Origin of the sequence: Pseudomonas sp. AN-B15 (assembly GCF_019056475.1) — a bacterium.
GTDB lineage: Bacteria > Pseudomonadota > Gammaproteobacteria > Pseudomonadales > Pseudomonadaceae > Aquipseudomonas > Aquipseudomonas parakoreensis.
Genome location: NZ_CP049737.1, coordinates 1,646,674 through 1,671,022 on the forward strand (window position 1 = coordinate 1,646,674; position 24,349 = coordinate 1,671,022).

Here is a 24,349-nt window from a genome sequence, read left to right on the forward strand (position 1 = left end):
TGACGGTTTTTTGTCACTCGGGTGATTCACCACCGTTACGTAGCGCTAGTGGGTTTGCGGCATCGATCAGGATTGCGCAGTGCTTGAAAGCACCGACCTTTCCTTGTTTGCGCTACCTGCGAAACGAACTGTCGAGGTGCGAGCGTCACCCCGGCAACCCGCTTGAGCCATGGGCGTGCTTCGCGAACCAGTGCCGACGGTGTTCGGCAGCGGAGGAGTTTCACATGGCAACGCTCATCGGGATCGTCACTAAAGTCATTGGTCAGGTGTTTGCTCAAGGCACCGACGGCACTCGCCGCGCGCTGGTCGAGGGCGACCGCTTGTTTGCCGGTGATCAAGTGATCACCGGCGCAGAAGGCGCTGTCGCCATTCATTTGCAAAATGGCCACGAACTGACCCTGGGTCGCGACAGCAGCATGACCCTGTCCGGGCAACTACTGGCCAATCAGGCGGTGCACATTGATTCCCCTGAAGCGCTGACGCCGAGCGAAGCGCAACTGACCGATGTCGAGCAGATTCAGAAAGCCATCGCTGCCGGTGAGGACCCGACCAAAGCCGCTGAAGCCACCGCTGCGGGCCCGAACGCGCCGACTGGCGTGCCGGGCGAGGCGGGCGGTGGTCACAGCTTTGTGTTGCTGACTGAAGTCGGTGGACGAGTGGATCCGGTGATCGGCTTCCCGACCGCCGGTTTCAATGGCATTCCCGAGTTTCCCGAAGAGCGGCATAACGCGGTGATCGACAATGGCGACAACACGCCGATCGTGCCGCCGCCGGTCAACAATCTGGTGACCCTCAGTGGCCTCGCGGTGCCGGGGGGCGAGCTGACCCTCAACGAAGCCAACCTGCCCGACGGCTCCTCGGCCAACCCCGGCGCGCTGACTCAGAGCGGCAGCTTCACGGTGTCGGCGCCGGACGGCTTGAGCAGTCTGAACATTGGCGGCATCAGCGTGATCAGTGGCGGCGTGGCGGCGGGTTTCCCGCAGTCGATCACCACGCAACTGGGCAACACCCTGACCATCACCGGTTACAACGCTGCGACCGGGGTCGTCAGTTACAGCTACACCCTCAACGGCAATGACGCCCATCCGGCCGGTGACGGCGCCAACAGCCTCAGCGAACATTTCACCGTGACCGCCGGTGACAGCAATGGCGACATTGCCACCGGCTCGCTCGACGTCAACATCATCGATGACGTGCCCAGAGCGGTGAGCGACAGCAACGCCAATACCGCGTCGGAAACCCTGCTGACCCTGACCGGCAACGTGCTGACCAACGACGTGCAAGGTGCCGATCGCGTGCCCACCGGGCCGGTCACTGCCGGTACCTTCACCGGCACTTTCGGTACGCTGGTGTTGAATGCCAATGGCACGTACACCTACACCCTGAACACCGGCGACGCAGATTTCAAAGCGCTGCACGGTGGCGGCAACGGCACAGAGACGTTTACCTACACCATCACCGACTCGGACGGCGATACCAGTACGGCGAATCTGGTTTTGCAGATTCACAACAACGACGATCCGGTGCTGATCAATGGCCTGAACGCTGAGGGCGGCGAGCTGACGGTTTACGAGAAAAACCTCAGCACCGGCAGCGCGCCGGACGCTAATGCACTGACTCAGAGCGGCACGTTCACGATTAGCGCTTTGGACGGCGTCACCACCCTGACTGTCGGTGGTATCGCCGTGGTCACCAACGGCGTGGCAGCCGGCTTCCCGCAATCGGTCACCACGCCGCTCGGCAGCACGTTGACCATCACCGGGTTCAACGCAACGACCGGAGTTGTCAGCTACAGCTACACCCTGGTCGATAACGAAGCCCACCCAACCGCCAACGGCGCCAACAACCTGCCTGAGCAATTCGCCGTCACCGTGGTGGACGACAACGGTACGACTGCCAATGCAACCCTCGATGTGAACGTGATCGATGACCTGCCCAAAGCGCTTGATGACAGCAACACGGGCACGGCGTCGGAAACCACGCTCACGCTGACCGGCAACGTCCTCACCAACGACGTTCAAGGCGCTGACCGCGTACCCACCGGCCCCGTCACCGCCGGTACCTTCACCGGCACCTACGGCACTTTGGAACTGCACACCGACGGTACCTACACCTACACGCTCAACCCGACCGATACCGACTTCAAAAACCTGCACGGCGGCGGTAATGGAACCGAAACCTTCACCTACACCATCACCGACTCGGACGGCGACACCAGCACCGCGAATCTGGTGCTGCAGATCCACAACAACGACGATCCGGTGCTGATCAATGGTTTGAACGCCGAGGGCGGCGAGCTGACGGTTTACGAGAAAAACCTCAGCACCGGCAGCGCGCCGGACGCTAATGCACTGACCCAAAGCGGCACCTTCACCATTACCGCTTTGGACGGCGTCACCACGCTGACTGTCGGCGGTATCGCCGTGGTCACCAACGGTGTGGCCGCAGGCTTCCCGCAATCGGTCACCACGCCGCTCGGTAGCACGCTGACCATCACCGGTTTCAACGCGACTACGGGGGTGGTGAGTTACAGCTACACCCTCGACCACAACGACGCCCACCCAATCGCCAACGGCGCCAACAATCTGCCCGAGCAATTCGCCGTCACCGTGGTCGATGACAACGGCACCACTGCCAATGCAACCCTCGATGTGAACGTGATCGACGACCTGCCCAAAGCGGTGAACGATTCCAACGCCAATACCGCGTCAGAAACCAATCTGACCCTGACTGGCAACGTCCTGACCAACGACGTTCAAGGCGCTGACCGCGTACCCACCGGCCCCGTCACCGCCGGTACCTTCACCGGTACCTACGGCACCCTGGAACTGCACACCGACGGCACTTACACCTACACGCTCAACCCGACCGATGCCGACTTCAAAAACCTGCACGGCGGCGGTAACGGCACCGAAACCTTCACCTACACCATCACCGATTCTGACGGTGACACCAGCACCGCGAATCTGGTGCTGCAGATTCACAACAACGACGATCCGGTGGTCATCAGCGGTCTCGACGTAAACGGTGGCGAGCTGACGGTTTACGAGAAAAACCTCAGCACCGGCAGCGCGCCGGACGCTAATGCACTGACTCAGAGCGGCACGTTCACGATTACCGCTTTGGACGGCGTCACCACCCTGACTGTCGGTGGTATCGCCGTGGTCACCAACGGCGTGGCAGCCGGCTTCCCGCAATCGGTCACCACACCGCTCGGCAGCACCCTGACCATCACCGGTTTCAACGCAACGACCGGAGTTGTCAGCTACAGCTACACCCTGGTCGATAACGAAGCCCACCCAACCGCCAACGGCGCCAACAACCTGCCCGAGCAATTCGCCGTCACCGTCGTGGACGACAACGGTACGACTGCCAATGCAACCCTCGATGTGAACGTGATCGATGACCTGCCCAAAGCGGTGAACGATTCCAACGCCAACACCGCGTCAGAAACCAATCTGACTCTCACCGGCAACGTCCTCACCAACGACGTTCAAGGCGCTGACCGCGTACCCACCGGCCCCGTCACCGCCGGTACCTTCACCGGCACCTATGGCACCCTGGAACTGCACACCGACGGCACTTACACCTACACGCTCAATCCGACCGACGCCGACTTCAAAAACCTGCACGGTGGCGGCAACGGCACCGAAAATTTCACCTACACCCTCACTGATTCCGACGGCGATACCAGCACCGCCAACCTCGTCCTGCAGATCCACAACAACGACGATCCGGTGATCCTCAACGGTCTCGACGTGAATGGTGGCGAACTCACGGTCTATGAGAAAAACCTCAGCGACGGCACCAGTCCCGATGCATCGGCGCTGACTCAGAGCGGTACCTTCACCGTGACCGCGCTCGACGGTCTGCAAACCCTGACCGTGGGCGGCATCAACGTCGTCACCGGTGGTGTGGCCGCAGGTTTCCCGCAATCAACCGTCACGCCGTTGGGCAGCACGCTGACCATCACCGGCTACAACCCGGCGACCGGCGTGGTCAGCTACAGCTACACCCTGGTCGATAACGAAACCCATCCGAACGGCAATGGCGCCAACAGCATCACCGAGAACTTCAACGTGGTGGCGACTGACACTGACGGCAGCACCGCCAGCGGCCAGATCAACGTCAACATCATTGATGATCTGCCGAGCGCGCACGCCGATTCCGCCTCGGTGGCGGAGGGCGGCACCGTCAGCGGCAACGTGCTCGACAATGACATCGGCGGCGCCGACGGCCCGGCGGTGACCGGCGCGGTGGTCGGTGTGCGCGCCGGCTCCGACACCTCGACCTCGGCCATTGGCGGCCTCAACAGCAACATCAATGGCACCTACGGTTACCTGACGCTGGACGCCAACGGCAACGCGGTCTATCACAGCAACCCCAATGCCGTGAACGGCCCCGGTGCGGTGGATGTGTTCACCTACACCGTGCGCGATTCCGATGGCGATGAAAGCACCACCACCATCACCATCGATGTCGCCAACAGCAAGCTGTATGCGACCAGCGACACCGACGTCACCGTCTACGAAAAAGCCCTCGACCTGACCAAGGACGGCGCCGATCTGGCCCCGGGTACGGTCACCGGCAGCGACCCGACCAATACGGGCGAAACCGCCTCCGGCACACTGGTCGGTTCGGTCACCGGTGCGGTCGGCGCCATCAGCTATGCGCTGGTCGGCAGTGCCACCGGCAACTACGGGCAGATCGTGCTCAACCCCAACGGCACTTACACCTACACCCTGACCTCGCCCGCGACCACCACACCGCATGCCGACGACGGGGCCAATACCCTGACTGAAACCTTCACCTATCAGGCCACCGATTCGCTGGGCAATGTGGTCACCAGCACCATCGTCGTCAGCATCGTCGATGACGTGCCCAAAGCCCTCAACGACAGCAACGCCACCAGTGCCTCGGAAACCCAGCTGACCCTGACCGGCAACGTGCTGACTAACGACGTGCAAGGCGCGGACGTGGTCGCCATCGGACCGAATGCCGGGCCGATCACTGCCGGTACGTTCACCGGGACTTACGGCACGCTGGTGCTCAATGCCAACGGCACTTACACCTACACGCTTAACCCGGCTGACGCCGCTTTCAAGGCGCTGCACGGCGGTGGAAACGGCACCGAGACATTCACCTACACGCTCACCGATGCCGACGGCGATACCAGCACCGCCAACCTGGTGCTGAACATCCACAACAACGACGATCCGGTGGTGCTCAACGGCCTCGACGTCAATGGCGGCGAACTCACCGTCTACGAGAAAAACCTCAGTGACGGCACCAGCCCTGACACCCCGGCGCTGACACAGAGCGGTACGTTCACCGTCACGGCCCTGGATGGCCTGCAAACCCTCACTGTCGGTGGCATTGCCGTCGTGACCAACGGGGTCGCCGCAGGCTTCCCGCAATCGGTGGTGTCGCCGCTGGGCAGTACGTTCACCGTCACCGGTTACAACCCGGCGACCGGCGTGGTCAGTTACAGCTACACCCTGGTGGATAACGAAAATCATCCGACCGGCAACGGCGCCAACAGCCTCACCGAAAACTTCAACGTGGTCGCGACTGACATCGACGGCAGCACCGCCAGCGGCCAGATCAACGTCAACATCATCGATGATCTGCCGACCGCCAAGGCCGACACCGGCTCGGTGGTGGAGGGCGGTACGGTGAATGTCAGCGTGTTGGGCAATGATGTCACCGGTGCGGACGGCGCAGCGGCGGGTGGTGCTGTGGTTGGCGTGCGCGCCGGCGGCGACACTTCAAGCTCGGCGATCGGCGGCCTCAACAGCAACATCATCGGCACTTACGGCTACCTGACGCTGGACGCGGCGGGCAACGCCATTTACCACAGCAACCCGAACTCGGTCAGCCCACCGGGCGCCACCGACACGTTCACCTACACCATCCGCGACGGTGACGGCGACGAAAGCACCACCACCCTCACCATTAACGTCGCTGACAGCAAACTGGTGGCCTCGGTCGATCAGGACGTGACGGTCTATGAAAAAGCCCTCGACCTGACCAAGGACGGCCAGGACCTGGCCCCCGGCACGGTCACCGGTAGCGACCCGAGCAACACCGGCGAAACCGCCACCGGTACGCTGGTCGGTGCGGTCACCGGCGGCAGCGGGGCGATCACCTACAGCCTGGTCGGCAGCGCCACCGGCACCTACGGGCAGATCCAGCTCAACGCCGACGGCACTTACACCTACACCCTGACCTCGGCACCGAAAACCACGCCAAACGCCAACGACGGCGCCAACACCCTGAGCGAAAGTTTCACCTACAAAGCCACCGATGCGCTGGGCAACAGCACCACCAGCACAATCGTGGTCAACATCGTCGATGACGTGCCCAAAGCCGTGGCGTCGGACCGCTCGGTGGCGGCGGTGGAGATCGATTCCAATCTGCTGATCGTCCTCGATATTTCCGGCAGCATGGTCGACCCGTCCGGCGTGCCGGGCCTGTCGCGGCTGGATCTGGCGAAACAGGCGATCAGTGCCTTGCTCGACAAATATGACGACCTCGGCGACGTCAAGGTGCAGCTCGTCACCTTCAGCAGCAGCGCCACCGACAGGACCTCGGTGTGGGTTGACGTAGCGACCGCCAAATCGATTCTCGCCGGCCTCACGGCGGGCGGCGGCACCAACTACGATGCGGCGGTGGCGATGATGCAAACCGCCTTCAATACTTCGGGCAAACTCACCGGGGCGCAGAACGTCGGTTACTTCTTCTCCGACGGCAAACCGACCACCGGCCAGGAAATCGGCACCGCCGACGAGACCGCGCTGAAAAACTTCCTCGATGCCAACAACATCAAGAACTATGCGATCGGCCTGGGCAGCGGCGTGAGCAACGCCAACCTCGACCCGCTGGCCTATGACGGCATCAGCCACACCAACACCAACGCAGTGGTGGTCACCGACCTCAATCAGCTCAACTCGGTGCTGTCGGGCACTGTCGAAGGCGCGCCGGTCACTGGCTCGCTGCTAGGCGAGGGCGGTACGTTCGGCGCCGATGGCGGCTTCATCAAATCCATCGTGGTCGACGGCACCACCTACACCTATGACCCGCGCGCCAACAGCGGTCAGGGTTCGCTGACCGCAAGCGGCGGCACCAACCACGGCACGTTCAACACCGTGAACAACACGATCAGCATTGCTACCAACAACAGCGGCACGCTGGTGATCAACCTCGATACCGGCGACTACAGCTACACCTCGCAGAAAACCACGACCACGGTGATCACCGAGAACATCGGTTTCACCCTCAGCGACAATGACGGCGACCTCGCCAGCTCGACGCTGACCGTGAAAGTGATCCCCAATTCGCCACCGGTGGCGGTGGACGACCACGTCATCACCAACGTGCTGTCGAGCAGCGTCACGGTGCCGGGCGAACTGTTGCTGGCCAACGACACCGACCCGGACGGCGACACGCTCAACGCCTCGCCAACCAGCTTCAACACCGGTTGGGTGGCCAAGGGCGCGGACTTCACCGGTACCGGCGCGATCACGTTCAACGGCACCAGCAACACGGCGGCCAACCAGAACCTGGCCGACGTGCGTAACGCGTTCGCGGCGAACACCGCCGCGATGACCGCGGTGCTGGTGGTCAGTGGTTACCTCGGTGCGGTGACCAACGCCAATGCCAACGATGAAGACCTGATCACCGTCAAACTGAAGCAGGGCGAAACCCTCAACCTGGATCACAACCTCGCGGCTGGCCACGTCACCATGGAGTACTCGGTCAACGGCGGCGCGTTCGTCAGCATCGCCGACGGCGACACCATCACCGCCAACGCCGATGGTACCTACCAGATCCACGTGACCAACATCAGCAACACCAGCGGCGGCAACCCCAATGCAGCGGAAAACTATCAACTGACCATGACAGTCAATTACGCCGGCGCCCACGACGTGACGCCGGACTTCAACGGCACCTACACCGCCAACGACAACCATGGCGGCAGCGACACGGCCAGCGTCAGCATCACTTATCAGGATGGCCACACCCTCACCGGCACTGCCGGGGATGACATTCTGGTGGCGGGCAGCGGCAACAACCTCCTCAATGGCGGTGACGGCAACGACGTACTGACCGCCGGGTCCGGCAACAACGAGATGCACGGCGGTGCGGGCAACGACCTGCTCTACAGCGGCCCGGGCAACGACATTCTCGACGGCGGCACCGGCATCGACACGGTCAGCTATGCCCACGCCACCGCCGGGGTTACGGTCAACCTCGGCCTGCTCGGTGCGCAAAACACCATCGGCGCCGGCACTGACACGATCAGCAACATCGAAAACCTCGTCGGCTCGAACTTCAACGACACCCTGACCGGCGACAACAATAACAACGTGATCAACGGCGGGCTGGGCAACGACATCCTCAACGGTGGTGGTGGCGATGACCTGCTGATCGGCGGCATGGGCAACAACACCCTGACCGGTGGAGCGGGAGCGGACACCTTCCAGTACCTCAAGGGCAACACTGGCCACGACACCATCACCGACTTCACCCCCGGCACCGACAAGCTCGATCTGTCGCAACTGCTGCAAGGTGAAAACGGTACCACGGCGTCGCTGGACGACTACCTGCACTTCACCGTCACCGGCAGCGGCGCGTCGGTGCTTACCAGCATCGACGTCAGCGCCCTGGCCGGCGCCACGCCGAACCAGACCATCGACCTGGCCGGCGTCAACCTCGCCAGCCACTACGGCGTGACCCCGGGGGCGGGCGGCGTGGTGGCCGGCGGGCACGACACGGCGACGATCATCAGCGGCATGCTCAATGATCATTCGTTGAAGGTGGATACAGTTTGACTGAGGTCTGAAACGACAAAACCCGCCGTTCCGGTTGGGGAGCGGCGGGTTTTTACACTTGTCGAATGAAGCCTCCGTTTGCCGCGCCTCGCTCAGGGCAATACAACTTTCGCCAACAGACCTGTGTAGGGCGGCAGTGTGTTGAGCGATTCCATCACCCCGCTCAAGCTTGCCCCCTGTTTCTTCAGGCCGATGCCGCGTATGCCGAAATCGTTGCCGATGCCGTAGTCCTGATGATTGACGATATAAAGCCTGATGAGCTGGCGAACGGGGACGGTGAATGGCATCGAGAAGTCATACCAGACCCCGTTCTTCGGTAACTCATAAGCGACTTGCGGGCCATTGGGCAAACTGGTGGAGATCGACAGGAGTGGATTGACCAGATTGGGCGCAGGAGAATCGGGAACGTGAGTCGCCTTCATGCTCAGTATGTAAGTGCCGGGGGACAGTATGAAGTCCTGGTAGAACACGGCTCCCGCGTAGCCTGTAGCAGGGTTTATGTCCGTGAAGTTGAAGAACGCCTTGACGCCCGAATGTACGCGGATGAATCCGGAGCGGGCACCTGTGAAAGGGACCCAGCCATTGTAAGAGTCGTCCTGAAAGTCGGTCGCGTGCACCCGTGAAAGTGTTCTCGCCTGGGAGGCCGGGAACGAAGCATCAGCCGGCTCGACTGTAAAAGCATGGTCGCCAAGTTCCTGCCCGGAGAGCGTATGGCTCCAGTCACCCGTGGCGCCTACGTTGATGCTGGCTGTCACGGCACCATTGTCGCGCAGTACGATCTTCTGACTGGCCGTTCCTTTGCCCGTTAGCACGAACGTCGTGGCAGTGGTGGAAGCACCATCGGGCACTTCCGGGCCGGTGGCGGAATCGGCTTTCACCGAGGTAATGGTGGGTGCCACCGGCGCAATCGCCCGGACGGTGTAAACCTGGTCCGGGAACTTCGTCGCCGTCGCTAAGTTTCCGCTCTTGTCCTCCGACACCCAGAACTCCATCAGCAAACCGGAGCCGTCCGCCAATTGGGACAGAAAGCTGGCTGGCAAGGGCTTGGGCCAGAAACCCTGGCTGACCCAGGTCGCATTCACCCGGCTGGCACCGCCATTCCAGATCTGCAAGGTGACGGCTACCCCGGCACGATTGCGGCCTGTCAGTTTGAGCCACACCTGCTGCCCCGACGCGATGGCCGTCCATGACTGGCCGTGAATCGTGGCGTCTCTGCCCTTCAGCGCCACCACGTCAAGCGTCTTGCCCGGTTCGGCTTCCACGATGATCGGCGGGTTCAGGACGCGCTGATTGGCGTTGATCACAATGGACGTCGTCGGTGACACATTGCTGTTGCTCAACTGATCGACCACCGTGGCGCTTACCGGATGGGTGCCGTCACCGATCTGCTGCAGATCGGCACTGCTCAGGGTGTAGCTGATCGGGTTGGCAGGGTGGGCGTAGGGAATGGTTTTGCTCCACCTCCCCACGGTCAGCGTCACCACGTCATATTCGCGTGGGTAGTTGCGAGTTAACGTGAACGTGGCAGGCTGCCCCGGGGCTACACTGGCCGGATGGCTGGCCGTGATGCCGGAGGCCGGGTTGTTGAACAGCACGTTGAGTACCGGGGTGGAATCGTCGAAGTTGCCGCTGGGTCGGGTTACCCGATAAAACAGGGTGTTGCCGCCATCCACCAGCCCGCCCCACGGCAGTTCCATGTCGATGGGGTCGTTCTCCTCGCCCGGTTTGATGATCTTGATCACAGAGGTCGCCAGGCCGTTGACCCACAACCTAACGGAGTCATTTGCTTGCAGCGTGGTGGCCAGTGTCGTGACTGGGTCGATCACCATGAACAGCGCGGTGGTCGGTGAATGAAGGCTCAGGGGAACACCGAGATGGTAGACCCCAGGCGGAAATACCTTTTGCTCTGCTCCCGGAATGGCCATGGGGAACAACCTAAGCAAGGCCTTAGTCTCTGCCGAGTTGACATTTATGCTCATGCTGCTCTCCTGACGTGCGTTGAGAACCCTCTACGGGAGGACTTCATTACACCGTGAGCGGAGAGGGTCGTCACCTGTCAGATCTGACAGGTGAACGGGTTTCAGGACGAGTGGTTGGCTGGTGAGAGCGGCTTCTTCCGGGGCGGCGGCCCGACAATGCCAGCCCGTCTGGCACATTGACAGGACTAAAACCCGTCCCCAAGGAACACAAGTCGGCGGATTCGGGCGAATGCGCAGTTAAAGGCGCAAGGTTGTGTGGTTTTGCGGATATGTCCTTGAACACGTTTAGCTAATTTCGAAGGCGTTGAAATGACAAAACCCGCACTCCCGGTATTAAGGAAAGCACGGGCTTTGGGTTGGGATGAAAAATAAATGCGTCCCCTTTTGCGGTGCGGACACCTTCCAGTACCTCAAGGGCAACAGCGGCCACGACACCATCACCGACTTCACCCCCCGGCACCGATAAGCTCGACCTGTCGCAACTGCTGCAAGGTGAAAACGGCACCACCGCGTCGCTCGACGACTACCTGCACTTCATCGACCTGGCCGGCGTCAACCTCGCCAGCCACTACGGCGTGACCCCGGGAGCGGGCGGCGTGGTGGCCGGCGGGCACGACACGGCGACGATCATCAGCGGCATGCTCAATGATCATTCGCTGAAGGTGGACACGGTGTGATCAGGGTCTGAAACGACAAAACCCGCCGCCCCGGTTGATCGGGACGGCGGGTTTTTTCTGTTTGAAACATCACAGCCTGGATATCGGGCAATTGCACCGCCAGATTGTCCACCCGTGAACATTCTGGACGAGTGGCAGGGAGCGGTAGTCGTCTTGCTCCCGTGGTCGCACTCCATCTTTACCGTCGCTGCATGGTGAAAAAGTCAAAGGCGATCAGGTCCATTCTTTTTGTGACGATCCGCATGCTCCAGATGTTGTTTTCACTGGACGTGCATGACACCAATTGCGGCTCGGCCTGGTTCAAAAGATATTCATGCTGTATTTGCTGATTTGTCTGGTTGTAAAAATAGACTGAAATGTCGCTGAACTGGGCGAACCTGCAATAGCAACTGACAGCGGAATAACCCCAGTTGAAGTTTATGCGCATGTCTTGCGAGGTACCCGAAGCGTCCACGTGCATTTCAAGAATCTGCCCCGAACTTCTGTTGGCTATGGCGCTGAATGGTCCTCCGTGAGTTGGCTTGATACTCGAAAGAGCGGTGATCCCGAGGCTTCCACTTCCTCCGGAAAATGCAATTGTCATGCTGGGCAAAGTAATCTGTCCGCCAGCCGTTATGGTTCGGGATGGATAACTATCGAAGTTCTCCGAAAGCACGACTTGCACCGTCAGTTTCCTCTGCGCCGAAACGGCGCCCGAGCCATACACGGCTTTTACGGTGAAACTGTGCAGGCCGGCGATGAGTTCGGAAACTGTCTGCGTCCACACTCCCGAAGCGTTCACCTTGATCTGTCCCTTGCGGACACTGCCGTCGTAAATTTCGACCAGCGCATTGGGGCTCGCTGCACCGGTCAAGACGATTTTTTTCTCATAGGTAGACGCACCGTTGGCAATCTCGCTGGTATTGATCGTGCCTTTTACCGAAGTAATCGTCGGCGCCACCTCCTGCCCTACGATCACCGTCCACACTGGCGAAACAGTACTCGACCCGTACAGCGCTTTTGCCGTGAATCCGTGACTGGCTCGGGTCAGACCCGTGAGTGTGAATCTCCATTTACCACTGCCGTCTGCCTTGACCTTGCCTTTGGACGTGGTGCCATCGAAGATTTCGACTTCAAGAAATGCATTGGCCGTGCCCGACAGTGTGACGCTGGTATCGGAGGTCGTGCCGCCATTGGCAATCACAACGCCGCTGGCGTCATGCGCGGCGGTAATGGCCGGTCTTTGGCCGTACACGACGGTGAGTTTTCTCACGTTCGATGACGGATTGGTTGCATATTGGCCGACGGCTTTGATGCTGAGCGGCACGTCCTGCGTGAGGCCGGTGAGCGGGAGGCTCCATGCGCCGTTCGTTGCGGCCTTGGCCTTGCCTTTGGCAAGGCTGCCGACGAAAACCTCCACCTCCTGACCGGCGGGCGCCGTGCCGCTGACGGTCGCTTCCTTATGCACGGTGTAGCCGTTGTCGGGAATTTCCCAGCCGCTCAAGTCCTTCACCGAAGTGATTGTCGGTGCCACCAGGGCGACCGATCGGATGGTGTAGGTGCGAAGTGGAAACACCACCGCGTTGTCTTTGATGTTGCTCTTATCCAGCGCTACCAGGAAGTGGAGGGTCAGGGGAGTATTGTGGCCAAGTTGCTTGAGGAAGCTGTTGGCGAATGTCCGTGGCCAGAACCCTTGGTTCAGCCACGTCGCGTTGACGTAATTGCCGCCGCCATTCCAGACCGTCAGGTTGTGCGCGCTGCCGTCGGCTTTCTTGCCTTCCAGCCGCAGCCATACGTGCTGACCGACGTCGATCAGCGTCCAGAGCAAGCCGTGGATGGTCGCGTCTTTAGTGCCGAGTGCGTTGACGTCGAGCACGTTGTTTGCGTCGGCGTCGATGATTTTTGGAGGAATCAGGGCCGATGCGGGTAGCGGAAGAATGTTCAGTTTCAACGGCGGTGATGTGGTGGATACGCCGTTGCGGATAACGGTGTAGTCCACGGTGATGGGGCTGTTCAGGGAGAAGGCCAGCACTGAGCGCGGCACCGCGATTTCCAGGCCGGCACTGACCAGTCGTTGCGGGCTGGTGTAGGAGCCGTCTGCGGCGGCTGTCGAACCGGTCCAATTCACGAAAACCAAGTCGCTGGGCAACAAGCCTGTGGGGATCATCACGCGGATTTGCGGCTGGGTCGGGCTGAAGTTGTTGCCGGACTGACCGATGACGGTCGGGGCGCGCAGATCAAGGCGGCTGAGGTGTATGTCTATGATTTGTTCAGAAGATCGTGCGCGATTGCCCAACTGATCGATGACGTAGAACTCGGCGACCGCATCGGGGCCGTCGCCTGCCTTTTCGAAGTCTGCCGTGAACAGCGTCAGGGTGATCGGAGCCGGGGCATCCGGGACGTTGAATCTGAAAATGGTATCGCCCAACTTAAACTCGATACGATCAAATGACCGGCGGTTAGTGTAAGTGAACGTGAACACAACGCCCTGCGCAGCCCGATCGGCACTCACGCCATGGGTGACGACGTCGGGTGGAATCGTCAATACCAGACTCGTCGAAGGACGCAGGTTGTACAGCACGGTTAATTTTCTTGATTCTTCAACATTCCCACCCACGCGCGTGACGACGTAGTTAACCGTATTGACCCCTTGGTTGAAAAAATCGGATGGTATGTACAGCGAGAGGCGTTGATTTTCTTCACCTGGAGCAATGGTCTTGCCCGCGGGGGTTTTTTCGCCGTCAACGTAGACGTCGACTCGATCATGGGCGGCCTTGGTCGAGGCAAGCATTTGCAGTTCGACCCAAGGGTCAATCAATACTTCAAGCCCACTTGGATCGGCGGTTACAAGCGCTCTGGACACTCCCACGTCAGCGATGCCATCGGGTTTGACCGGTGTTATCGAGCCTTGGATGATCAACGGGTACAACACGAATAACTGATTCAGAGTTGATGACTGGATATCCATGGCGCGTACCTTGAGTGAAAGAAGTCTGTCCAGACGGACCTGACTCATCTCACATCAGGTGGAGGCGGCTGCCTACTGTCAGATCTGACAGGTGCGGGCAGGTTTAAGACGAGCGGTCACAGAGCTTCGGGCTAAACAACAAAATCCTGCGCGAACGCCGTCCCCCTGTAGAAGCTGCCGAAGGCTGCGATCTTTGATTTTTAAACAACAAGATCAAAAGATCGCAGCCTTCGGCAGCTCCTACAGTGGGAATCAAGGTTTGTGCAGGGTTTTCTGCCGCAGGATATAGACCGTCACCAGCACCGCACTGGTCAGCATGAACCCCCGCGCCCATGGCAGTGGCACCAGATAGCACGAGAACAGAATGCTCGGCCACATCAGGCCGATCGCGTAGACCTTGCCCTTGAGCGGAATGCCATTGCCATCGAGGTAGTCGCGGATCCATGGCCCAAGCTTTGGATGCTCGACCAGCCATTGATAGAAACGTGGAGAGCTGCGCGCGAAGCAGGCCGCTGCGAGCAGAAGGAAGGGAGTGGTGGGCAGCACGGGCAGGAAAATCCCGATCACCCCCAATACCACGCTGATCCAGCCGATGGCCAGCAGCAAGTAGCGCAACATCAGGGGGCGGTTGCCTATGGGGTTGTCCATAGGCCGGATCTTAGTGATGGCGTGGCTTGAGGATCGCCGGTTTTTCGTCCGGGGCCTGGCACAGCAGATACAGCGCGGTCAGGGCTTCCGGGATCTGCACGATCATGTCGTCCATCAGGTTGGCGTCCTTGGCGATGTCTTCGAACTCTGGCTGCTCGTCGAACAGACCCGAACCGACCATGATCGGCAGGAGCATTTCGCTGACTTCTTCTTCAGCGGTTTCGAACCAGGCCGCTTCGCGCAGGAACACACCTTCCATGAAACCGATGCACCAGCCGCGCAGTTCGGAGTCGTCCGGCTCGTCGCCCAGATCCAGATCGCACGGCAGCTCGAATTCTTCGTCGGACGCCAGTTGGCGGGCGATGTGTGCCTTGAGGCCGATCAGCGTGGCTTCGATCTCTTCGCGCTGTGCGTCGCTGCTGTAATGCGGCTCTTCGGCGAACAGGGCGTCGATCCACTCACGCTCCGGTACATCTTCTGCACAGATCGACAGGGCGGTCAGGTAACCGTGGGCGGCCACGTAATCCAGCGCCTCTTCGTGCAGCTCGTCGGCGTCGAGGAAGACTTGCAGGCGGGTCAGTTGCTCAGCGAAGGACATTACGGGGCTACCTTGGGGAATAAACAATGCGGGAATTCTAGGCCTTCTTGCGCGCTCAAGCCAGCCGCATGGCAGATTTGCCCTGCCATGGCCCGCAGATCCACCGAGGATTCCTGTAGGAGCTGCCGAAGGCTGCGATCCTTTGATTTTGTTTTTTCAAGATCAAGATCAAAAGATCGCAGCCTTCGGCAGCTCCTGCAGAGGGGGGCAGGAATGACTCTACTCAGCGGCACCCCTCGTCGGGAAGGGCTCGGGTATACTGCCGCGTTTTGCGCTCCCTGCTTGTCGCGCGGCTGTCATTGCAATGCGCTCTTACGTTTTGTTTAAGCAGCCTTGGCTGTCCTGAACCAGCCTGTGCAGGGATGTTTCGGTAGATTTTTGGAGTTTTTATGCTCGAACAGGCTCAACGCGTCCTCAAGGACATCTTCGGCTACGACAGTTTCCGTGGCCGCCAGGGTGCGATCATTGAGCGCGTGGCCAGCGGCGGTGATGCGCTGGTGCTGATGCCTACCGGTGGCGGCAAATCCCTGTGCTTCCAGGTACCGGCGCTACTGCGCGAAGGCCTGGCGGTGGTGGTGTCGCCGTTGATCGCCCTGATGGACGATCAGGTCGCCACCCTCGAAGAGCTGGGCGTGGCCGCTGCTGCACTGAACTCCACGCTGAGCGCCGAACAGCAGCGCGATCTGGCGGCGCGAATCAAGCGTGGCGAAGTGAAGATGCTCTATCTGGCGCCGGAACGTCTGGTACAGCCGCGCATGCTGTCGTTCCTGCAAGGGCTGAACATTGCGCTGTTTGCCATCGACGAGGCGCATTGCGTATCGCAATGGGGTCATGACTTCCGCCCGGAATACCTGCAACTGGGCCAGTTGGCGGAAATGTTCCCCGATGTGCCGCGCATCGCCCTGACCGCCACGGCCGACAAGCGCACCCGCGAAGAAATCGTCACCCGCCTGCACCTGCAGAACGCCGAGCGCTTTCTGTCGAGTTTCGACCGGCCGAACATCTTCTACCGCATCGTGCCCAAGGAGCAGCCGCGCAAGCAGTTGCTGGCGTTCCTTGCCGAGCGCCGCAGCGATGCCGGCATCGTCTACTGCCTGTCGCGCAAAAAGGTCGAGGAAGTCGCCGCGTTCCTCACCGAGCAGGGCTTCCCGGCGCTGCCGTATCACGCCGGTCTGCCCAACGATTTGCGCGCCTACCACCAGAAACGCTTCCTCAACGAGGAGGGCCTGATCATGGTCGCCACCGTGGCGTTCGGCATGGGCATCGACAAGCCCAACGTGCGCTTCGTCGCGCACCTCGACCTGCCCAAATCCCTTGAGGCCTACTATCAGGAAACCGGGCGCGGCGGTCGTGATGGCCTGCCGGCGGATGCGTGGATGGCCTACGGTCTGCAAGATGTGGTGATGCTCAAGCAGATGCTGCAGAACTCCGAAGGCGACGAGCGCCACAAGCGCCTGGAGCAGCACAAGCTCGACGCCATGCTTTCGCTCTGCGAAGAAACCCGCTGCCGCCGGCAGACGTTGCTGGCCTATTTCGACGAAGACATGCCCGAGCCGTGCGGCCACTGCGACAACTGCGTCGACGGCGTGCAGACCTGGGACGCCACCGAGCCGGCGCGTCAGGCGCTGTCGGCGATCTATCGCACCGGCCAGCGCTATGGCGTCGGCCATCTGGTGGACGTGTTGCTGGGCAAGGATAACGAAAAGGTCCGCAGCTTCGGTCATCAGCATCTGTCGGTGTATGGCGTCGGCAAGGCGCTGAGCGAAAGCGAATGGCGCTCGCTGTTTCGTCAGTTGGTGGCGCGTGGTCTGGCCGACGTCGATCACGAGGGCTATGGCGGTTTGCGCCTGAGCGACACCTGTCGGCCATTGCTCAAGGGCGAGGTGACGCTGGAACTGCGCCGCGACCTCAAGCCGCAGGTCACCGCCAAGACCGCCAGCAAGAGCCCGGCCAGCCAACTGGTGCGCGGCGAAGAGCGCGAACAGTGGGAAGCCCTGCGTGCGCTGCGGCGCAAACTCGCCGAAGAGCATGGTGTGCCACCGTACGTCATCTTCCCCGACTCGACGCTGCTGGAAATGCTCCGCAGCCAGCCAACCTCGCTGGCCGACATGGCGCGGGTCAGCGGCGTGGGTGCGCGCAAGCTGGAGCGTTACGGCGAGGCCTTCCTCGAAGTGCTTGGCGGCGAAGCCGAAGCGCCGAAAGCGGTGGCCGACGTGCGCCACGAACTGATCACCCTGGCCCGCGCCGGCATGACCCCGATGCAGATCGCCGGGCAGTTGCAGTGCTCGGAAAAGAACGTCTACACCATGCTCGCCGAGGCCATTGGCAAGCAGCAATTGTCGCTGGAGCAGGCGCTCGACCTGCCTGAAGAACTGATGGGCGAGGTGCAGGATGCGTTCCTCGACGGCGAAGGCGAGTTGCCGTCGGTCGCCGAAGTGGCCGAGCTGTTCGCCGGTCGGGTTCCGGAAGGCGTTCTTTACTGCGTCAGGGCTGCGTTGCAATCTGAGTTTGAAATGTAAGAGGGCGTTTGCGCCAACCGTCAGGCAGTTGTAACGATTCAGTACAGGTCGGCTCTTGCCTATAGCCAAATGTCATGCTTAGCTGACTAATAATTAGTTTTTCTCTATTTGTCAGTCTACTCATGAGTGTTTTATGCCGTTAACCGATCAACACCGCTTTGGCATGCAATTGGCCCAGATGTCCCGTGGCTGGCGCGCCGAACTGGATCGCCGACTGGCGGGGCTGGGATTGTCCCAGGCGCGCTGGCTGGTGCTGCTGCATCTGGCGCGTTTCGAAGAGGCGCCGACCCAACGCGAGCTGGCGCAAAGTGTCGGCGTCGAGGGGCCGACCCTCGCGCGTTTGCTCGACAGTCTGGAAAGCCAGGGCCTGGTGCAACGCCAGTCGGTGATGGAAGACCGCCGGGCGAAAAAAATCGTGCTCTGCGCACCTGCGCTGCCGCTGATCGAACAAATCGAAACCATTGCCACGCAACTGCGCCATGAATTGTTCGAAGGCGTCGACGAGGCGGATTTGAAGGTGTGCATGCGGGTTCACGGGCACATTCTGGGCAACCTGGAAAAATCTTGAGGCATAACCGCGTGCCGGTTTTTTGAGAGATCGCGCTGAGCAGACTATAAGAACTACTGGGCAATATCGTGTTCGTACCGGATGTGCGAACGCATAGAAACCGGTTTTGCTTATCTAAGGGATGCTCATGCACGCAAGTCGGCACGTGGTACTGCGCAGTGGCGCCAAATGGCTGCTGGTCGCTGGCGTTTTCAGCTATTCGGCCTGGTCGATGGCACTGGGCCTGGGAGACATCACGGTTCACTCGGGTCTCAATCAGCCATTCAAGGCCGACATTGCGCTGGTGGATGCCGCTGGCTTGAGTGCCAGCGATCTCTCGGCCAGCCTGGCTTCGGCAGATGAATTCGGCCGGGCCGGGGTGGAACGGGTGTTCTTCCTCAATGACCTCAAGTTCACCCCGATCCTGCATGGCAATCGTCAGATGATCCGGGTGACCTCGCGCAAGCCGGTCAAGGAACCCTTTCTGAATTTTCTGCTGCAGCTCGATCAGCCCAATGGCCGCCTGCTGCGCGAGTATACGGTGCTGATCGATCCGCCTGGATCGCCCAGTATCGTACCGGCCACGGATGAACCCGATCCCCATCCGCAATCCTCTGAATTTCCCGCCGTCGAGCCTGCCACCGCGGCGCCTCAGGCAGCCCAGGGCAAACGCGATGCACCGTCCTCGGCGCCGACATCTCCAGCGGCGGCTTCGCCCGCCAGCGATGCCCTCGCGGAGCAATTGGCGACCAGCGTATTGCTCAATCAGCAACTGCAAAAGACGGTGGACGAACTCAACGTCAAACTGCAGGCGCAGGATGTGCAGATTGCCGACGGTAAAAAACAGGTCAGTGATCTGCAAACGCGTTTGACTGAATTGCAAAAGCCTCCGGCACCGGTGATTACGCCGCCAACCCCAGCGCCAGCACCCGCCGCGCTGCCAGTCGAGGACAATGATCTCAACTGGCCGCTGTTCGGCGGCTTGCTGCTGTTGTTGGGCCTGCTGGCGGGCGGGCTGTTCGTGCGCCGTCGCCGGCAACTGGCCGAAAATGCAGCGCCGCTGGCGCTTGCCCCGACCGGTCACGAGCCGGATCTGGACGACAGATCCACTGCGCCCTCGATAGGCCTCGGTGCAACACCCGAGCATCGTGAAGAGCCGGCGGCGGGAGATGTGCTGGAGGCGGTGGGAATTTACCTGGCCTACGGACGCCTGAACGAGGCCGTCGGGCTGTTGCGCGATGCCTTGGACAAAGAGCCGGAACGCACCGATCTGGGCGTGCAATTGCTTGAAGTGTTGGGACGTCAGGGCGACAGTGCCGCTTTTGAGCAACAGGAAAACCAATTGCGCGGGGCAGGAGTCGATCCTCTGCAACTGGAGGCAATCCGGGCGCGTCATCCAAAGCTCACCCGTGTTGCAGCGATCACACCGGTGTTGCCTGTCATCGCTGCAGCACCGATTGCGCCAGCACCACCGGCGCCTGAGGACGATTTCGAATTGAACCTGGGGGAGCTGTCGATGGCTTCAAGTTGGGATCTTGAAGACAGTCGGACGGCCGCAGATCAGCCATCCGCGGGCGCCCCCGCGTCGGACTCAAGCCTTGAAGTGCTGCCGGTGGACTTCGAGTTGCCCGAGGTCGCCGCGAGTGACGAGGCGGAGCTGGAGTGGATTCCCGAACCTGACGCGCAGCCACTGGATGATGACTTTCTCAATGAATTTGGTGACCCGCCGCCATCACTGGCGCTGGAGCCACTGACACTGCAGGAGCCGGAACCTGCTGTCGCTTCGGTGAAGCTTGAACAGGCGCAAACCTGTATTGATGACGGGGATATCGACAGCGCCATTGCGCTGCTTAATGAGTTGCTCAAGGAAGGGGACGAGCCTCTCAAGCAAACGGCGCGGACGTTACTCGCGGGTATTCGCTGATGTTGAGTCACCGCAATTGTGCAGTGACTGGACTTTCACCTTCGCGAGCAAGCTCGCTCCCACAGTTGGAATGCGCTCCATTGTGGGAGCGAGCTTGCTCGCGAAGGCCTCAGGGCTGGCAACATCAATCCACCTGAATGATCAGAACGTCTGCCCCAGATTCAGATAAACCGCCTGTTCATTCGCATCATTCAAGCCATAGGTGAAATTCAACGGTCCCAACGGCGTATCGAAACCGATGAACACACTGGCGGCATTGATGTAGCCACTGTCGAATTCGTTGTCGTTGTTCCACGCCCGGCCGCGTTCCAGCGAGGCGCCGGCATACAACGGGAAGTCCAGTGGCAGGTACGAACGCGGGGTCAACCGGCGGTAATACACCGCGCGCATCAGGCTGACGTTTTGCCCGGAGATCGAGTCCTCGCGAAAACCCGACAACTGCCGTGCGCCGCCGAGCAGGAAGCTTGAGGTCACCACGTTGGTGTCATCCAGCGTACGTCCATAGCGTCCACCGAGAATCAGCGTATCCGGACCGCGACTCATGGCCTTGTCCAGCTTGAACTCCCACTGGCGGTAACGGGTGTCCGAACCCAGGCTTGGTTCGAATTGCAGCAAGGTCAGGCTGATGTCTTTGCCGTCGTGGGGGTAGTAAACGTTGTCCAGCGAGTCGAACGAATACTTCAGCGAGTAGAAGCCCTCGTTGAAGTGTTCGCTCGGCAGGTCCTGATCTCCAATGCGCACGTCGGCCTTGCCCCAGGCTTCGCCGACGCCGAAACGCACTTCGCCGTTGTTGCCGATCTGCCGTCCGACATTCAGGGCCATACCGTAGCGTTCGACCCGGTATTGGGCGATCGGATCGTTGTCGAGCACGGCGTCGACGTTCTGCGCCTGGAACACCAGAGAGGGCGCGATGAAGTAGCGCGAGCCGACATCCAGCGGTTGATAGAACTCGGTGTACAGCTCCTGTTTGTCGCCGATCTGCGCCCGGGTCAGCCATTCCGCGCCGAGACGGTTGATGCCGTTGATCCGATAGCTGGCGCCGAGGTTGAAAGCGCTGGCGCCGCGCATGTCGTCCGACAGGTTTAGGCCGACCCGCAGGTAATCGGTACCGCTGCGTTTGCCTCGGGCGCTGATCACCAGCGTGTGATCAGCGCCCTTGTGCACCACGCGGTACTGCACCTGTTCGAAGTAATCGAGGCCGTACAGCGTGCCCATGTCCGAATGCAGTCGACCGAGATCCAATGGTTCACCGATGGGCTGGCGAATGTAGTAGCGGATCACGTCGTCACCGACTTTCGAATTGTTCTCGACCTTGATCGCGGTAATGATCGGCGTGCGCTGGCCCGGGGCGCGAGCCGCATTGAGTTCGGCGTCTTGAGATTCGTGGGGTTTGAGCTGAGCGAGGCGGGCGTCGAGAATCCGCGTGGCGCGGTAACCGGCATCGATCATCTCCTGGGCCTTGCCGAAGTCGGTGACGCCAAACGCCGCCAGCGCTGGCTGGATCAGCACATCGCCGGGTTTGAGGGCGGCCAGTTGTTCTTCGGAATTGCGCCGGGTCATCAGGGTGATCGACTGGTTCAGCACATCAACCACGGTGGCGAGTTGCTTGCGGTTGCGCAGTGGCGTGCCGATGTCGACCACGATTGCCACGTCGACGCCCATCTCCCGCGCTACGTCGAGCGGGATGTTATCGGTCATGCCGCCGTCCACCAGCAGCCGGCCGTCCAGTTCGACCGGGGCGAACACCGCCGGGATCGACATGCTGGCGCGGATTACCTGCGGCAAGTGACCTTTGCGGAACACCACTTTTTCGCCGTTGGCGATGTCGGTGGCGACCGCGCGGAACGGGATTGGCAGCTTGTCGAAGTCGCGGGTGTCGCTGGTATGCGCCAGCAGGCTTTCCAGCATCAGCGCCAGGTTCTGGCCCTGAATCACCCCCAGCGGCAGGCCGAGGCTGCCGTCATCACGAAAACTCAGTTGCTGTTTCACCAGAAAGTCGCGGTCGTCCTGTTTGCGGCGAAACGGCACGTCTTCCCGGGGCGGGGCATCGGACAGCGCCTGTTGCCAGTCGATGTTCAACGCGAGTTTTTCCAGCTCATCGATCTTGTAGCCCGAGGCATACAGGCCACCGACCACCGCGCCCATGCTGGTGCCGGCAATTGCATCGATCTTGATGCCTTGCTCCTCAAGGGCCTTGAGCACGCCAATGTGCGCCAGACCACGGGCAGCACCACCGGACAGCACCAGGCCGACTTTCGGGCGGGGGGCTTCGGTGGCATGCACGCTGACATCAATAAAGAACGGCAGAAAGCCAAGCAACAGGCAGAACAGCAAACGGCACATGGTGAGTCTCGGGGCAAGCGATAAAGCCGGCTATTATAGCGGCGCCCTCTGTCTCAGGAGTTTCAGCGAACATGTCTGCTGCAAAACCGGAAATCGTCATCACGTATTGCACTCAATGCCAGTGGCTGCTGCGCGCCGCGTGGCTGGCGCAGGAACTGCTCAGCACTTTCGGCGACGACCTCGGCAAGGTGTCTCTGGTGCCCGGCACCGGCGGGGTATTTCACATCAGCTGCGACGATGTGCAGATCTGGGAGCGCAAGGCCGACGGCGGCTTTCCCGAGGCCAAGGTGCTCAAGCAGCGAGTCCGCGATCAGATCGACCCTGAGCGCGACCTCGGCCACAACGACCGCACTCAGTGAGACGCGGCTTCGGCCGCGACGGTTTTCTTGTCGGCGCTGCCTGACATCCGCGCCGAGACCACGATGGCGACGATGATCAGCGCGCCGCCGATCAGCATGCGCACGCTCGGGTTTTCATCGAACAGCAGCCAGGCGACGGTGATGCCGTAGACCGGCTCCATGGCGAACACCACGGCGGCGGTGCGCGCCTTGATCACCGCGAGGCTGGCGACAAACAGGCTGTGCGCAACGCCGGTGCAGAACACCCCGAGCAGGCCGATCCACAGCCAGTCCATCGCGCGTACTTCGCTCAGTTGCGGGGCCGCGACCGGCAGCAGACACAGCGCCACCACCACGTTTTGACACAGCGCCGCCTGCACCGCCGGGATACGTCCGGAGCTGGCGCGGTTGGTCAGCGACAGCAGGGCGAACAGCAAGCCCGACAGCACCGCCCAGAGCAATCCGGTGGTGGCGCCGCTGGCCAGATCGAACGCCGGAGTTACAAGCACAAGACCCACGCTGACCAGCACCACCAGCATAATTTCATTGGCGCGGATGCGTTCGCGGAAAATCAGCCCTTCAAGAATCACCGTGAACGCCGGGAAACTCGCGAAGCCCAAGGTCGCAATCGCCACCCCGGCGACTTTCACTGCGATGAAAAAACTCACCCAGTGCCCGGCCAGCAACACGCCGCTGAGTGCCAGGCGGCGCCAGTCGACCGCCTGCAGTTTCTGCCAGCCGTGCTGGCTGGCGAAGCGGGCGAAAAAGGCCAGGGCGAGCACGGCAAACGCCGCACGTCCGAAGACGATCACCGCCGGTGAGGCGGCCGCGAGTTTGCCGAACACACCGGTCAGGCCGAACATCAGAGCGCCGATATGCAGGGCGCCGAGGGCGGTACGCGGAGTCATTGCAATCCTTAATCCGAACACGGTTTCAAATGCAGGAGCTGCCGCAGTCTGCGATCTTTTGATCTTGCTTTTGATCTTGAAAAGCCA

General features: G+C 61.0%; 12 protein-coding genes. 6 read left to right on the forward strand and 6 right to left on the reverse strand.

Translation table 11 applies throughout. The features are described from left to right. Window positions 1–224: 224 nt before the first annotated feature. Window positions 225–8,834, forward strand: a complete 8,610-nt coding sequence (locus GTQ41_RS07625) for a retention module-containing protein (RefSeq protein ID WP_217325476.1) — start codon at window positions 225–227, stop codon at window positions 8,832–8,834. 92 nt (window positions 8,835–8,926) lie between these two features. Here the strand turns inward: GTQ41_RS07625 and GTQ41_RS07630 are convergent, their stop codons facing one another. Continuing rightward, window positions 8,927–10,813, reverse strand: a complete 1,887-nt coding sequence (locus GTQ41_RS07630) for a hypothetical protein (protein WP_047297517.1) — start codon at window positions 10,811–10,813, stop codon at window positions 8,927–8,929. Window positions 10,814–11,202: 389 nt separating this feature from the next. On the opposite strand from GTQ41_RS07630, the gene GTQ41_RS07635 reads away from it, so the two are divergent. Next, complete coding sequence (locus GTQ41_RS07635) at window positions 11,203–11,490, forward strand: type I secretion C-terminal target domain-containing protein (RefSeq protein WP_217325477.1); 288 nt, start codon at window positions 11,203–11,205, stop codon at window positions 11,488–11,490. Between the two features lie 178 nt (window positions 11,491–11,668). Here the strand turns inward: GTQ41_RS07635 and GTQ41_RS07640 are convergent, their stop codons facing one another. From GTQ41_RS07640 to GTQ41_RS07650, 3 genes are all read right to left on the reverse strand, one after another. Next, entirely contained in the window at window positions 11,669–14,437 is a 2,769-nt protein-coding gene (locus GTQ41_RS07640; RefSeq protein WP_155416798.1) for a hypothetical protein, read from the reverse strand. Window positions 14,438–14,689: 252 nt separating this feature from the next. Beyond that, the gene (locus GTQ41_RS07645) at window positions 14,690–15,085 is read right to left on the reverse strand and encodes a YbaN family protein (RefSeq protein WP_047292418.1); all 396 of its coding nucleotides are present in this window, start codon (window positions 15,083–15,085) and stop codon (window positions 14,690–14,692) included. Between the two features lie 10 nt (window positions 15,086–15,095). Then, complete coding sequence (locus tag GTQ41_RS07650; protein WP_025110580.1) at window positions 15,096–15,683, reverse strand: YecA family protein; 588 nt, start codon at window positions 15,681–15,683, stop codon at window positions 15,096–15,098. Window positions 15,684–16,072: 389 nt separating this feature from the next. Here GTQ41_RS07650 and recQ point away from each other — a divergent pair, with 389 nt between their 5' ends. The 3 genes from recQ to GTQ41_RS07665 all read left to right on the forward strand — a co-directional run bounded on the left by recQ (window position 16,073) and on the right by GTQ41_RS07665 (window position 20,673). After that, window positions 16,073–18,202 (forward strand): DNA helicase RecQ, encoded by a 2,130-nt coding sequence (gene recQ, locus GTQ41_RS07655; protein ID WP_047292421.1) that lies wholly within the window; start codon window positions 16,073–16,075, stop codon window positions 18,200–18,202. Window positions 18,203–18,335: 133 nt separating this feature from the next. After that, on the forward strand, window positions 18,336–18,770 hold the full coding sequence (locus tag GTQ41_RS07660) for a MarR family transcriptional regulator (protein WP_016984207.1): 435 nt from the start codon (window positions 18,336–18,338) through the stop codon (window positions 18,768–18,770). A gap of 127 nt (window positions 18,771–18,897) precedes the next feature. Beyond that, complete coding sequence (locus GTQ41_RS07665) at window positions 18,898–20,673, forward strand: FimV/HubP family polar landmark protein (protein WP_047292425.1); 1,776 nt, start codon at window positions 18,898–18,900, stop codon at window positions 20,671–20,673. Between the two features lie 141 nt (window positions 20,674–20,814). On the opposite strand, the gene GTQ41_RS07670 is transcribed toward GTQ41_RS07665, so the two are convergent. Next, window positions 20,815–23,016: a patatin-like phospholipase family protein gene (locus GTQ41_RS07670; protein ID WP_047292427.1), complete on the reverse strand. Its 2,202-nt coding sequence runs from the start codon at window positions 23,014–23,016 to the stop codon at window positions 20,815–20,817. 71 nt (window positions 23,017–23,087) lie between these two features. Between GTQ41_RS07670 and GTQ41_RS07675 the strand changes: the two genes are divergently transcribed. Continuing rightward, window positions 23,088–23,375: a SelT/SelW/SelH family protein gene (locus tag GTQ41_RS07675; protein ID WP_027613985.1), complete on the forward strand. Its 288-nt coding sequence runs from the start codon at window positions 23,088–23,090 to the stop codon at window positions 23,373–23,375. Here GTQ41_RS07675 and GTQ41_RS07680 read toward each other — a convergent pair. After that, window positions 23,369–24,262: a DMT family transporter gene (locus tag GTQ41_RS07680; protein WP_047292430.1), complete on the reverse strand. Its 894-nt coding sequence runs from the start codon at window positions 24,260–24,262 to the stop codon at window positions 23,369–23,371. The two genes, GTQ41_RS07675 and GTQ41_RS07680, sit on opposite strands and share 7 nt — an antisense overlap. Window positions 24,263–24,349 lie beyond the last annotated feature (87 nt).

What these genes read in the sequence shown, in the direction of transcription:
- recQ (WP_047292421.1), top strand. Translation starts at nt 16,073, where the DNA reads ATGCTCGAACAGGCTCAACGCGTCCTCAAGGACATCTTCGGCTACGAC.
- GTQ41_RS07630 (WP_047297517.1), bottom strand. Translation starts at nt 10,813, where the DNA reads ATGAGCATAAATGTCAACTCGGCAGAGACTAAGGCCTTGCTTAGGTTG.
- GTQ41_RS07660 (WP_016984207.1), top strand. Translation starts at nt 18,336, where the DNA reads ATGCCGTTAACCGATCAACACCGCTTTGGCATGCAATTGGCCCAGATG.
- GTQ41_RS07665 (WP_047292425.1), top strand. Translation starts at nt 18,898, where the DNA reads ATGCACGCAAGTCGGCACGTGGTACTGCGCAGTGGCGCCAAATGGCTG.
- GTQ41_RS07680 (WP_047292430.1), bottom strand. Translation starts at nt 24,262, where the DNA reads ATGACTCCGCGTACCGCCCTCGGCGCCCTGCATATCGGCGCTCTGATG.
- GTQ41_RS07675 (WP_027613985.1), top strand. Translation starts at nt 23,088, where the DNA reads ATGTCTGCTGCAAAACCGGAAATCGTCATCACGTATTGCACTCAATGC.
- GTQ41_RS07670 (WP_047292427.1), bottom strand. Translation starts at nt 23,016, where the DNA reads ATGTGCCGTTTGCTGTTCTGCCTGTTGCTTGGCTTTCTGCCGTTCTTT.
- GTQ41_RS07640 (WP_155416798.1), bottom strand. Translation starts at nt 14,437, where the DNA reads ATGGATATCCAGTCATCAACTCTGAATCAGTTATTCGTGTTGTACCCG.
- GTQ41_RS07645 (WP_047292418.1), bottom strand. Translation starts at nt 15,085, where the DNA reads ATGGACAACCCCATAGGCAACCGCCCCCTGATGTTGCGCTACTTGCTG.
- GTQ41_RS07650 (WP_025110580.1), bottom strand. Translation starts at nt 15,683, where the DNA reads ATGTCCTTCGCTGAGCAACTGACCCGCCTGCAAGTCTTCCTCGACGCC.
- GTQ41_RS07625 (WP_217325476.1), top strand. Translation starts at nt 225, where the DNA reads ATGGCAACGCTCATCGGGATCGTCACTAAAGTCATTGGTCAGGTGTTT.